Origin of the sequence: Paraburkholderia sp. BR14374 (assembly GCF_040948685.1) — a bacterium.
Lineage (GTDB): Bacteria > Pseudomonadota > Gammaproteobacteria > Burkholderiales > Burkholderiaceae > Paraburkholderia > Paraburkholderia youngii.
Window position 1 is genome coordinate 123,062 of the sequence record NZ_JBFPKF010000017.1, and the last position, 12,127, is coordinate 135,188.

17 protein-coding genes and 1 pseudogene are annotated in these 12,127 nt (G+C 60.3%); all 18 read right to left on the reverse strand.

Annotated elements, in window-relative coordinates:
• Positions 1 to 54 precede the first annotated feature (54 nt).
• The 18 genes and pseudogenes from dsbD to rpsN all read right to left on the reverse strand — a co-directional run bounded on the left by dsbD (position 55) and on the right by rpsN (position 12,124).
• The gene (gene dsbD / locus AB3X86_RS29565) at positions 55 to 1,935 is read right to left on the reverse strand and encodes a protein-disulfide reductase DsbD (protein WP_368598742.1); all 1,881 of its coding nucleotides are present in this window, start codon (positions 1,933 to 1,935) and stop codon (positions 55 to 57) included.
• Positions 1,928 to 2,254 (reverse strand): divalent-cation tolerance protein CutA, encoded by a 327-nt coding sequence (cutA, locus tag AB3X86_RS29570; RefSeq protein ID WP_368598750.1) that lies wholly within the window; start codon positions 2,252 to 2,254, stop codon positions 1,928 to 1,930. Before cutA ends, dsbD begins: the two co-directional genes overlap by 8 nt.
• Before the next feature lie 232 nt (positions 2,255 to 2,486).
• A pseudogene (ltrA, locus tag AB3X86_RS29575) lies at positions 2,487 to 3,787 on the reverse strand (group II intron reverse transcriptase/maturase).
• A gap of 450 nt (positions 3,788 to 4,237) precedes the next feature.
• Complete coding sequence (rplQ, locus tag AB3X86_RS29580; protein ID WP_013090750.1) at positions 4,238 to 4,630, reverse strand: 50S ribosomal protein L17; 393 nt, start codon at positions 4,628 to 4,630, stop codon at positions 4,238 to 4,240.
• Positions 4,631 to 4,820: 190 nt separating this feature from the next.
• Positions 4,821 to 5,798 (reverse strand): DNA-directed RNA polymerase subunit alpha, encoded by a 978-nt coding sequence (rpoA, locus tag AB3X86_RS29585; RefSeq protein ID WP_007730697.1) that lies wholly within the window; start codon positions 5,796 to 5,798, stop codon positions 4,821 to 4,823.
• Between the two features lie 124 nt (positions 5,799 to 5,922).
• Positions 5,923 to 6,546: a 30S ribosomal protein S4 gene (gene rpsD / locus AB3X86_RS29590; protein ID WP_013090752.1), complete on the reverse strand. Its 624-nt coding sequence runs from the start codon at positions 6,544 to 6,546 to the stop codon at positions 5,923 to 5,925.
• 147 nt (positions 6,547 to 6,693) lie between these two features.
• Positions 6,694 to 7,098 (reverse strand): 30S ribosomal protein S11, encoded by a 405-nt coding sequence (gene rpsK, locus AB3X86_RS29595; protein ID WP_006052224.1) that lies wholly within the window; start codon positions 7,096 to 7,098, stop codon positions 6,694 to 6,696.
• A gap of 28 nt (positions 7,099 to 7,126) precedes the next feature.
• A complete protein-coding gene (rpsM, locus tag AB3X86_RS29600) occupies positions 7,127 to 7,492 on the reverse strand; it encodes a 30S ribosomal protein S13 (RefSeq protein WP_008923332.1) in 366 nt (121 codons plus the stop codon).
• 41 nt (positions 7,493 to 7,533) lie between these two features.
• Entirely contained in the window at positions 7,534 to 7,650 is a 117-nt protein-coding gene (rpmJ, locus tag AB3X86_RS29605; protein ID WP_004199844.1) for a 50S ribosomal protein L36, read from the reverse strand.
• Between the two features lie 20 nt (positions 7,651 to 7,670).
• Positions 7,671 to 7,889: a translation initiation factor IF-1 gene (gene infA, locus AB3X86_RS29610; protein WP_004521905.1), complete on the reverse strand. Its 219-nt coding sequence runs from the start codon at positions 7,887 to 7,889 to the stop codon at positions 7,671 to 7,673.
• Positions 7,890 to 7,897: 8 nt separating this feature from the next.
• Positions 7,898 to 9,244, reverse strand: coding sequence for a preprotein translocase subunit SecY (gene secY, locus AB3X86_RS29615; RefSeq protein WP_013090753.1), 1,347 nt, complete (start codon positions 9,242 to 9,244; stop codon positions 7,898 to 7,900).
• 46 nt (positions 9,245 to 9,290) lie between these two features.
• Positions 9,291 to 9,725, reverse strand: a complete 435-nt coding sequence (gene rplO, locus AB3X86_RS29620; protein ID WP_368598743.1) for a 50S ribosomal protein L15 — start codon at positions 9,723 to 9,725, stop codon at positions 9,291 to 9,293.
• Between the two features lie 29 nt (positions 9,726 to 9,754).
• Positions 9,755 to 9,937, reverse strand: a complete 183-nt coding sequence (gene rpmD, locus AB3X86_RS29625) for a 50S ribosomal protein L30 (RefSeq protein WP_008923335.1) — start codon at positions 9,935 to 9,937, stop codon at positions 9,755 to 9,757.
• Between the two features lie 11 nt (positions 9,938 to 9,948).
• Complete coding sequence (rpsE, locus tag AB3X86_RS29630) at positions 9,949 to 10,467, reverse strand: 30S ribosomal protein S5 (RefSeq protein ID WP_004197945.1); 519 nt, start codon at positions 10,465 to 10,467, stop codon at positions 9,949 to 9,951.
• Between the two features lie 14 nt (positions 10,468 to 10,481).
• Complete coding sequence (gene rplR / locus AB3X86_RS29635; protein WP_008923336.1) at positions 10,482 to 10,847, reverse strand: 50S ribosomal protein L18; 366 nt, start codon at positions 10,845 to 10,847, stop codon at positions 10,482 to 10,484.
• A 12-nt stretch (positions 10,848 to 10,859) separates the two neighbouring features.
• Positions 10,860 to 11,390 carry a 50S ribosomal protein L6 gene (gene rplF / locus AB3X86_RS29640; RefSeq protein ID WP_176110100.1) on the reverse strand — a complete coding sequence of 177 codons (531 nt, stop codon included), beginning with the start codon at positions 11,388 to 11,390 and terminating at the stop codon, positions 10,860 to 10,862.
• A gap of 18 nt (positions 11,391 to 11,408) precedes the next feature.
• Complete coding sequence (gene rpsH, locus AB3X86_RS29645) at positions 11,409 to 11,804, reverse strand: 30S ribosomal protein S8 (RefSeq protein ID WP_006052216.1); 396 nt, start codon at positions 11,802 to 11,804, stop codon at positions 11,409 to 11,411.
• Between the two features lie 14 nt (positions 11,805 to 11,818).
• A complete protein-coding gene (gene rpsN / locus AB3X86_RS29650; RefSeq protein WP_090802162.1) occupies positions 11,819 to 12,124 on the reverse strand; it encodes a 30S ribosomal protein S14 in 306 nt (101 codons plus the stop codon).
• Between the last annotated feature and the right edge of the window lie 3 nt (positions 12,125 to 12,127).

Below are 12,127 nucleotides of genomic sequence, written 5' to 3' on the forward strand. Positions count from 1 at the left end.
TTTTTTGCTGCTCGTTTGCGCCGGAGCGGCCTTTCAGCACCCCGCGACGTTCGATTACACCCCCGACGCACTCGCCCGATCCAGTGTGCGCAGGAATTTATCCGCCGATTCGTAGCCGACCACCCGCAGCACTTCCTTGCCCTCCTGATCGAAGAAAATAATCCCCGGCGGCCCGAACAGGTTGAAGCGCTTGAGCAGCGCCTGATCGTCGGTATTGTTCGCAGTGACGTCGGCGCGCAGCAGATTCATCTGCTTCAGCTTCGCCTGAACGCGCGGGTCGCTGAAGGTGAATTTCTCCATTTCCCTGCAGCTCACGCACCAGTCCGCGTAAAAATCGAGCATGGCAGGTTGTGCGGCCGTTTTGACGGCCTGGTCAAGCTGCTCCGATGAACGAACCGGTGCGAACGTCAAATCGCTTTGCGACGCCGTTGCGACCGCGCTGGAGCCATCTTTCGCGATGCCCGCCTGATTGCCGGCGCGAGCCGCGAGCACCGCCAGCGGGCGCAGCGGGTCCGACGATCCCGCGGCGAGGCCAATTAGAAGCGCGGCCGCCCAGACGGCCATCACGACTCCGACCGCTCGCCCGAACCGGTGCCATATCGAGCAGCCCGCGACCGACCTGGAAAACAGGCCGAGGGCGACCGCCGCGATCAGCAGCCAGAGCGCACTCAACAGCATCGTCGCCGGGCCGCCGAGCACCGGCCAAACGATCCACAGCGCCGCGGCGAGCAGAACCACGCCGAAAAACACTTTTACGCTGTCCATCCACTTGCCCGCGCGCGGCAGCAGCATGCCCGCGCCGAGGCCAATAATTAGCAGCGGCAGCCCGAGCCCGATACCCATCGAGAAGAGCGCCGCGCCACCGAGCACGGCGTTGCCGGTGTGCGCGATGAACGCGAGCACCGCAAAAAGCGGTGCGGTCATGCACGCGCCGACAACCAGCGCCGACAGCGCGCCCATCACGGCGACCGCGGTAAATTTGCCGCCCGAGCGTCCCGCTGACACGCTCGACATGCGATCGCGCCAGCGCGGCGGCAGTTCGAGATCCACACCGGCGATCAGCAACAGCGCGAAAATCGTCAGAAGGCCGCCGAACGCGCCCAGCACCCACGGATTCTGCAGCCATGCGCCGAGACTCTGCCCGACGAGTGCCGCCGCGACGCCCAGCACCGTGTAGACGAGCGCCATCCCGATTACATACGCGACCGACAGCGCGAAACCACGCCCACGCGTGACGCGCGCGCCCTCACCGATGATGATCGCAGACAGGATCGGAATCATCGGATACGAGCACGGCAGCAGGCTCAGAATTGCGCCCGCAACAAAATAAAGCCCTACGATCGCAAAGAAACCGCCTCGCTGTAGCAGCGTCTGCGCGTAGTCGGCGCTGGTCGCGCGTTCGTACCACGGTTCGTCATCAGTGGGCGCGAATTGGTGGGCGGTTGCACCCGCTGCTGCGCGGCCAGCCGGCTGCAGCGCCTCGCCGCTCACGTGATAAACGCGCTCCATGGGGGGGTAGCAGATGCCAGCGTCGGCGCAGCCCTGCGACGTCACCGCGAGATCGAACGGTCCGGCTGCCTGCTTCACCGGAATATGAATCGTCACCTCGTTGCGATACGTCTCGACATTCTTGTTGAATGTCTGATCGAACTTCACGTGACCGTCGGGCAGTTGAGGCTCGCCAAGCGTCGCTGTGCCGTTGCGGGTCGCGAAAGCGAAGCGCTCGCGGTACATGTAGTAACCATCCGCAATCTTGTAGGTGACGACGACTTGCCCGGGCTGCTCGGTCGCACTGAACCGGAACGCGACCGACGGGTCGAGGAAGTCGTCCGCGGCGCGCGCGAGGGTGGCGAGTTGCGCGAGGAACACGCAGCCGAGCAGAAAGAATGCGGTGCGCAGCGTAGCGAGCGCGCGCCGGTCGAGACCGTTAAACATGAAGAGGGCGTTGGGTTTCAGCAGTGATCCACTGGCCGTAGGCGGCCGAGGCCGTCGCTTGCCATGAGAGGATTTCCGGCGTGTCGTAGGGATGGTGAGCCTGAATGTATTGTTCAAGTTCGAGCGCGCGAGCGGCGCTGGTCTTGAACAACAGCTGGATTTCCTGCGCGGTTTCGATCGCGCCCTGCCAGTGATAGCTTGAATGCACGCTTCCTAACTGCGTGACGCATGCACAAAGGCGCGCGGCGAGCGCGCTGGCGGCGAGTTTTTCAGCGACGGCCGCATCCGGCACCGTCGTCAGTACCAAGGTCACTCTCACACTCACACCAGGCTCCGGCGACGCAGGATTTCGATGCCGATATCGTATCACCTGGCCATATCGCCTCGCAGAGCGCCCCGCAGCGCGGCCGCGGCATTTGGTCACCGCGGCACGGCTTGCCGCATCGATGAAAAATTCGCCGCCAAATCGGCATAGGGGACGGCCATGAGGCCGTACCCCTGCCACACCACCCGGCGTGCGCGTCGGCACCGGGCGGTTCGGGAAGTTGAGGTTATGAGAGGCGTGGCACAGCCAGCCGATCGAAGTATCCGAGAGTCAGCACGCTATTCAGGAGCTTGTCGCTGTTACGCCAGCAGCGGCGACTGTTCGCCGCCACCTGTTGCGTCACAGCGGGCGGTGCCCCCAGCGCACGCAGTTCCCGGTAGATGGTCGGGCCGCGGCGCCATTGCTTAAGCTGGATGACACGCAACCGGTGACGCGTCCACTTGTCTAGACCCAGCCAGACTCGTGGCGTTTGCGCCAACCGGAAGTACGCCTTCCAGCCCAGCACATAGGGCCGTAACCGTTCCACCACGTCCTTCATGCTGCGCCCGCCGTTACGGCCGGTCAGTTCACGAATGCGGCGTTTGAACGCCAGCAGCGGTTTGGTCGCCACCTTGCGCTTGATGACACCGCCGGACGCTACCCACAGGCTGTAGCCCAGAAACTTGCGACCGAACACACTGGCCACCGCGCTTTCGGTCTCGTTGACCTTCAACCGCAGTCGCCCAAACAGACGGCGCAGCAGCGCCATTACCCGCTCCCCTACATGGCGGCTGCGAACGTAGACATTCGCATCGTCGGCATAGCGCGCGAAGCAGTGGCCTCGCCGCTCCAGTTCCTTGTCCACCTCATCGAGCAGCACGTTCGCCAGCATTGGCGATAGCGGCCCGCCCTGCGGCGTGCCCTGTTCGCGCTGCTGAACCACGCCGCCATCCATGATGCCGCTGTTCAGATACGCCCGGATCAGCCGGATCACTTCGGCGTCCCCAATACGTTCCAGATCAACATCCACCACGATTCGCCGGCCCGACTGCACATGCGACTGCGCGGCAAACACCGCGTCGTGCGCACGTCGCCCAGGCCGGAAGCCATAGCTGTGCTCGCTGAAGGTGGGGTCCAGAACCGCTTGCAGCACCTGCGGCAGCGCCTGTTGGATCGCCGGTCCGTGACCGTTGGGATGCCAAGCTCGCGCTCGCCTCCGTCCGGTTTCGGGATCGTCACCCGCCGTAGCGGACTGGGCCGGTACGTCCCCTTCAGCAACTGTTCACGGATCGCGGGCCACGCCGTCGCCAGATGGCGCGACGCCTGGTCAATGTCCAGACCGTCCCCTGTTGACCCGTACCCGTTGAACGCCTGCTTCAGGTTCGCTCTCGTCAGCGCCGCCATCAGCAGCGATGACCCTGTGCCCCCGGATTCATGGCGCGGGCAACAGGCTTCGTCGCTCACGGGCATGGACGCAGGTTCACCGCGTGTGCCTCCCGCTCGCCCCGCTTGCGCGGGCATCTGACGCAATTCCTGTCGCATCGACATGTCGCTGGACACTCCTTCACGTTCGGCCCTTCGTCACCAGCTTCGGTCTCATCGACCTGTCCTGTGACTACTACGGCCTCTGCTGACTTCTCGCTCCGGCTCGACGCCGTCGCCCTTTCCGGCATGAGGCGAGATCTCCCCAGGTAAGAACGCATTCCTTCATCGCACAACCGCCGTATCTACGCCGCTTCGCCTTGGTCACGAGAGCTTTGTGGTTGTTTGCCCACTCGCCCTGCTCCACAGCGCCTTCTATACGGTTCTTGTTCATCGGCTCGGGATTTACGCTGCTCGCTTCCTCCCCACACCCGGTCGCCTTCATGCAGTTGCGCTTCACTTCATTCGCTATGACCAGCTTATGGCGGGACTTACACCCGCAAGAGTGCGGCCATGCTGGGCGCACAAACAAAAAAGCCAGGCGATGCGCCTGGCTTTTCGTTCAAACCAAAAAGCTTACTCAGCTTCTTGCACTTCCGTTTCTTCAACTTCCGGACGGTCGAGGAGTTCGACCAGTGCCATCGGCGCGTTATCGCCAACGCGGAAGCCGAACTTCAGCACGCGCAGGTAGCCGCCTGGACGGTTTGCGTAGCGCGGGCCGAGCACGTCGAACAGCTTCGTGACCGAGTCACGGTCGCGCAGGCGGTTGAACGCCAGACGACGGTTTGCCAGCGACGGCTTCTTGCCGAGCGTGATCAGCGGCTCGACGACTTTACGGAGTTCCTTCGCCTTCGGCAGCGTGGTCTTGATGACTTCGTGCTCGATCAGCGAGTTGGACATGTTACGGAGCATTGCCAGACGGTGGCTGCTCGTGCGGTTCAGTTTCCGCAGACCATGACGGTGACGCATGTTAATTCCTTCAGTTCAAAGTTTTGGTCCAGCTCTTCTATCGCACTCGTTCTGCAGCGTCGGCAGCAAACAGTGAGCGCACGGGCCGGTAGTTAAAAAAGACAAGACGCGGATTTTAAAGGAAAATCCGCGTCCTTGCCAGTCTAGTGCAGCAGTGCAATCGCGACTTACCCCCGACCGAATTGTCCGCTTACTTGTCGAGACCAGCCGGCGGCCAGTTCTCGAGCTTCATGCCGAGCGTCAGACCGCGCGATGCCAGAACTTCCTTGATCTCGTTCAGCGACTTGCGACCGAGATTCGGAGTCTTGAGCAGCTCGTTCTCGGTACGTTGGATCAGGTCGCCGATGTAGTAGATGTTTTCGGCCTTCAGGCAGTTCGCGGAACGAACCGTCAGTTCGAGATCGTCGACCGGGCGCAGCAGGATCGGATCGATCTGCGGTGCGCGCGACGGCGCTTCCGCCGCTGCTTCGGTACCTTCCAGCGCCGCGAACACCGACAGCTGATCGACCAGAATGCGCGCCGATTGGCGGATCGCTTCTTCCGGTGAAATCACACCGTTGGTTTCGATGTTCATCACGAGCTTGTCGAGGTCGGTGCGCTGCTCGACGCGGGCGCTTTCGACCGCGTAGCTCACGCGACGAACCGGCGAAAACGACGCGTCCAGCACGATTCGGCCGATGATCTTGGCCGACTCTTCACCGTAACGACGCACATTGCCCGGCACATAGCCGCGGCCCTTTTCCACCTTGATCTGCACGTCGAGCTTGCCACCCTTCGACAGATGCGCAATCACGTGATCCGGATTGATGACTTCGCAGTCATGTGCGAGTTCGATATCGCCCGCTGTGACCACGCCTTCGCCTTCCTTACGCAGCGTAACCGTCACTTCGTCACGGTTATGCAGCTTGAAGACGACGCCCTTCAGGTTCAACAACAGGTTGACCACGTCCTCTTGCACACCGTCGAGCGTCGAATACTCATGCACGACGCCTGCAATCGTCACCTCGGTCGGGGCATAGCCGACCATCGACGACAACAGCACGCGCCGAAGCGCGTTACCCAAGGTGTGGCCGTAACCGCGTTCAAACGGTTCCATGACCACTTTCGCGTGGCTCTCGCCAAGCGATTCAACTGCAATGATCTTGGGCTTCAACAAACTGGTTTGCATAGGTTTTCCTTTTCAATACCCTCGGCTCGTTACACCGATAAGGCTGACCGGTAACAACCTGAAAATAAACAGCCGAGACGCCCCCTTGCGCAACGCAATCAGGACGCCCCGGCCGTCAATCCGATTACCGCGAATACAATTCGACGATCAGGCTTTCGTTGATGTCGCCAGCGATGTCGCTGCGTTCCGGCTTCTGCTTGAAGGTACCTTCGAACTTCTTCGCGTCGACCGCGACCCAGCTCGGCATGCCGCCTTGTTCGGCGAGCGACAACGCCTCGATGATGCGAGCCTGCTTGCGCTTCTGTTCGCGCACGGCAACGACGTCGCCAGCCTTCACTTGCATCGACGGGATGTTCGTCACGACGCCGTTCACCGTGATCGCCTTGTGGCCAACCAGCTGACGTGCTTCAGCACGCGTCGAGCCGAAGCCCATCCGATACACGACGTTGTCCAGACGCGATTCGAGCAGTTGCAGCAGGTTTTCACCCGTGTTGCCCTTCAGGCGGTCTGCTTCAGCGAAGTAGCGACGGAACTGGCGCTCGAGGACACCGTAGATACGCTTTACTTTTTGCTTCTCGCGCAACTGCGTGCCATAGTCGGACGTACGCGCGCCCGAAGTACGGCCGTGCTGGCCGGGCTTGCTGTCCAGCTTGCACTTGTCAGCGAGCGAGCGGCGCGCGCTCTTCAGGAAGAGGTCAGTGCCTTCACGGCGGGACAGCTTGGCCTTGGGGCCGATATAACGTGCCACGTTGATTCCTTCTGTAATTAATCACGCGAATGCTTCCACTCGCGCTAGTCCGAACCCTTTGGGTCGAACGGTGGGCTTAGTCTATTCAATAACGCGCGCAGCCCGCCGCCGCGCAAGGCGGCAACAGGCGCTCGCAAAACCAGCGTCTTAGATACGACGACGCTTCGGCGGACGGCAGCCGTTATGCGGGACCGGCGTCACGTCGGAGATCGCGGTAATCTTGATGCCAAGACCATGCAACGCGCGCACCGCCGATTCGCGGCCAGGACCGGGGCCCTTGATCCGCACTTCGAGGTTCTTCACGCCGTATTCCATCGCCACTCGACCAGCCGATTCAGCTGCGACCTGAGCTGCAAACGGGGTCGACTTACGCGAACCCTTGAAGCCCTGGCCACCCGACGTTGCCCAAGCAAGCGCGTTGCCTTGACGGTCGGTGATCGTGATGATGGTGTTGTTGAACGACGCGTGAACGTGAACCACGCCCTCGGCGACGTTCTTCTTGACCTTCTTGCGAACGCGTTGCGCCGCGGAGTTGTTCGAAGCCTTAGCCATTACGTTTTCCTGTAACTGTCAGTTCCGCTTACTTCTTCAGCGATTGCGCTGCACGACGCGGACCCTTGCGCGTACGGGCATTCGTACGCGTACGCTGGCCGCGCAGGGGCAGACCCTTACGATGCCGCACGCCACGATAGCAGCCGAGATCCATCAGGCGCTTAATGTTCATCGTCGTTTCACGGCGCAAATCGCCTTCAACGATGAACTTGCCGACTTCTTCACGCAGCTTTTCGAGGTCTGCGTCAGTCAGGTCTTTGACCTTCTTCGAAAATGCCACACCAGCAGCGACGCAAATGTCGCGCGAGCGCGTGCGACCGATACCGTAAATAGCCGTCAGGCCGATTTCAGTATGCTGGTGATTCGGGATGTTAACCCCTGCGATACGAGCCATTGTTTTTCCTCAAACAAAAAGCGCAAGCAAAAGCGCGGCGTTCAGCCTTGACGCTGTTTGTGGCGCGGATCAGAGCTGCAAATCACGCGCACAACGCCTTTGCGCTTGATGATCTTGCAATTGCGGCAAATGCGCTTAACCGATGCCATCACTTTCATGATATTACCCTTTTTTCAAATCACTTCGCCCGGAACACGATCCGCGCACGCGACAGATCGTAAGGCGTCAATTCAACCGTCACCTTGTCGCCCGGCAGGATTCGGATGTAGTGCATCCGCATCTTGCCGGATATGTGTCCCAACACGACATGGCCGTTTTCCAGCTTCACCCTGAAGGTAGCGTTAGGCAGGTTTTCAATTACTTCGCCCTGCATCTGGATCACATCGTCTTTGGCCATAAGTCCTTTCAACGCATCGGGACGCCGCCGCCTTTGAAATTAGCTTTCTTCAGCAGCGATTCATACTGTTGCGACATAACGTACGACTGCACCTGCGCCATGAAATCCATTGTGACGACGACAATGATCAGCAGCGACGTTCCACCAAAATAAAACGGCACGTTCCAGCGCAGCACCAGAAATTCGGGCAGCAGGCAAACGAACACGATGTAGATCGCACCGGCCAGCGTCAGACGCGTAAGGATGCGGTCGATATATCGCGCCGTCTGATCGCCCGGGCGGATGCCAGGGACGAAAGCGCCACTCTTTTTCAGGTTGTCGGCCGTTTCCCTGCTGTTGAACACCAGTGCGGTGTAGAAGAAGCAGAAGAAAACGATCGCCAACGCGTACAGCAACACGTACACGGGTTGACCGGGCTTCAGGGCTTCGGCCACATTGTGCAACGTGTCTGCGAACCAGCTGGTACGCGAACCCGAACTGAACCAGTTCAGGATAGTTGCCGGGAAGAGAATGATCGACGATGCGAAGATCGGCGGAATCACGCCCGACATGTTCAGCTTCAGCGGCAAATGCGAAGACTGCCCGCCGTAAATCTTGTTGCCTACCTGCCGCTTTGCGTAATTCACAAGAATCTTGCGCTGGCCGCGTTCGATGAACACCACCAGATACGTCACAGCAGCAATCAGCGCGACGACGATAATCGCCGAGATGATACTCATCGAGCCGGTTCGCACCAGTTCAAAGAGACCACCGATTGCGTTCGGGAAGCCCGCCGCAATACCGCCGAAAATGATGATCGAGATACCATTGCCGAGCCCGCGCTCCGTGATTTGCTCCCCCAGCCACATCAGGAACATCGTGCCGGTCACAAGCGTCACGACCGTCGTCAACCGGAAAACCATCCCCGGATCAATCACGAGGCCAGGCTGATTTTCGAGCGCCACGGCAATGCCGAACGCCTGAAATGTCGCCAGCACGACCGTAAAGATCCGCGTGTACTGCGTAATCTTCCGCTGACCTGCCTGCCCTTCCTTTTTCAGCGCTTCGAGTTGCGGCGAGACAATCGCCAGCAACTGCATGATGATCGACGCCGAAATGTACGGCATGATCCCCAACGCGAAAATGGTGAACCGCGAAAGTGCGCCACCCGAGAACATGTTAAACATGCCAAGGATGCCGCCCGACTGGCTTTGGAACAACTTCGCCAGTTGGTCCGGGTCGATACCCGGCACCGGAATATGCGCGCCGATGCGGTAGACGACCAGCGCCAGCAGCAGGAATACTGCTCGCCGACGCAGATCGCCAAACTTCGCCGCGCTGCGACCGGGTTTTGCGAGACTCGGGCTGTTAGCCAAGTACCTTCTCCGATGCAAATGCTAGTGACGGCAAATAACTTGCGCGTTACTCGGCAAACGAGCCACCGGCTGCTTCAATAGCAGCACGTGCGCTCTTCGTCGCACCCAAGCCCTTCACAACGACCTTGCGCTTGAGCTCGCCGGTCGCGATGATCTTGACGCTACGGATCAGCTCGCCGACCAGGCCGGCTTGTTTCAGAGCCAGCAGATCGATTTCGTCAACCGGCAGCTTCTCCAGATCCGAGAGACGCACTTCACCGACGAATTCCTTCGTCAGCGAGGTGAAGCCACGCTTCGGCAGGCGACGTTGCAGCGGCATTTGACCGCCTTCGAAGCCAACCTTGTGAAAGCCGCCCGAACGCGACTTCTGACCCTTGTGACCACGGCCTGCGGTCTTGCCGAGGCCGGAGCCGATGCCGCGACCAACGCGACGCTTTGCGTGCTTCGCGCCTTCAGCCGGCTTCAGGTTATTCAATTCCATTATCAACTCCTTGAGTCCTGGTCAGCCGCTTAGCTGATGACCTTAACGAGGTACGAAACCTTGTTGATCATGCCGCGCACAGCCGGCGTATCCTGCAACTCGCTAACCGAGTTGAGTCGGCGCAGGCCCAAGCCACGCACCGTTGCGCGGTGCGATTCACGGGTGCCGATCAGGCTCTTGACGAGCTGGACCTTGACAGTTTTATCAGACATGGTGTCCACCTTTAGCCCAGAATTTCTTCGACGGACTTGCCGCGCTTCGCAGCGATGTCGGCCGGCGTGGACTGCTTGCGCAGGCCGTCGAGCGTCGCACGAACGAGGTTGTACGGGTTCGTCGAACCGTGGCTCTTGGCCACGACGTTCTGCACGCCCATCACGTCGAACACTGCGCGCATCGGACCGCCAGCGATCACGCCGGTACCGTCCTTCGCCGGAGCGAGGAGAACCGTTGATGCGCCGTGCTTACCATGCACTTCGTGTTGCAGGGTACCGTTCTTCAGCGGCACCTTGAACATGTTGCGGCGAGCCTGTTCCATCGCCTTCTGGACAGCGACCGGCACCTCCTTCGCCTTGCCCTTGCCCATACCGACGCGGCCATCACCGTCGCCAACCACGGTCAGTGCAGCGAAGCCGAGAATACGGCCACCCTTCACGACCTTGGTCACGCGGTTGACCGAGATCATCTTTTCACGAAGGCCGTCGTCGCGTTCGTCAGCCTGAACTTTAGCTTGCATCTTTGCCATGACGAATTCTTCCCTTAGAACTTGAGTCCGGCTTCGCGCGCCGCATCAGCCAACGCTTTCACGCGGCCGTGGTAACGGAAACCCGAACGGTCGAAGGCGACGGATTCGATGCCGGCAGCCTTAGCCTTTTCTGCAATGCGCTTGCCGATCAGGGTTGCAGCAGCAACGTTGCCGCCCTTGCCCGATTGATCGGCCAGTTGCGCACGCACTTCGGCTTCGAGCGTCGACGCGCTGGCGAGCACCTTGGTGCCGCACGGCGAGAACACTTGCGCATAGATGTGCGTGTTCGTGCGATGCACGGCGAGACGCGCGACCTGCAGCTCAGCGATCTTGATACGCGTCTGACGAGCGCGGCGCAGGCGAGATTGAGTCTTATCCATGATTGCGCACCCTTACTTCTTCTTCGTTTCTTTGAGGATCACAACCTCATCGGCGTAACGCACGCCCTTGCCCTTATAGGGCTCCGGCGGACGGTAGCCGCGCACTTCTGCAGCGACTTGACCGACTTGTTGCTTGTTGATCCCCTTGATCACGATTTCGGTTTGCGACGGGGTTTCTGCCTTGACGCCAGCCGGCATCTGGTGCACCACCGGGTGCGAGAAACCCAACGACAAGTTCAGCTTGTCGCCTTGCGCCTGTGCGCGATAACCGACGCCAACCAGCGTCAGCTTGCGCTCGAAACCCTTCGTCACGCCGTACACCATATTCGCAACCAGTGCGCGCATGGTGCCCGACATCGCATTCGCTTCGCGGCTTCCGTCGACCGGCTCGAACTTCAGCGTGCCGTTGTCGTTAACCACCTTCACGAGACTGTTGGCAGCCTGCGAAATCGTACCCAGCGGACCCTTGACAGTAATGCTGTCGGCGCTCAGGGCCACTTCCGCGCCTTGCAGCGCGATCGGGCTCTTACCTACTCGAGACATGTTTCTCTCCTTTCGGCCTTAAGCGACGTAGCAGATGACTTCGCCGCCAACGCCCGTTGCACGTGCCTTGCGGTCCGTCATCACGCCCTTGGGCGTCGACACGATTGCCACGCCGAGGCCATTCATGACCACGGGGATGTCGTTACGGCCGCGGTACACACGCAGACCAGGCTTCGAGACGCGTTCGATGCGCTCGATGACCGGGCGGCCAGCGTAATACTTCAACACGATGTTCAATTCCGACTTCGCACCTTCGGACTTCACTGCGAAATCGTCGATATAACCTTCGTCCTTCAGGACCTGCGCAATCGCAACCTTGACTTTCGACGAGGGCATAGTCACCGAAACCTTCTCGACCATCTGCGCATTGCGGATGCGAGTCAGCATATCGGCGATAGGATCACTCATGCTCATTTATGTTTCTCCTATTACCAGCTCGCCTTGGTCAGGCCAGGGATCTCGCCGCGGAACGCGATTTCACGAATCTTGTTACGCGCCAGGCCGAATTTACGGAACGTCCCGCGCGGACGACCGGTAATTGCGCAACGGTTGCGCTTACGGGTCGGGTTAGAGTTGCGCGGCAGTTGCTGCAGTTCCAGACGTGCTGCGTAATGCTCTTCTTCCGACTTGCTCGTGTCGCCAATGATTGCCTTCAGTGCAGCACGCTTGGGAGCGTACTTGGCGGCGAGGCGAGCACGCTTCTTTTCACGTTCGATCAGTGCCAGTTTAGCCACGGT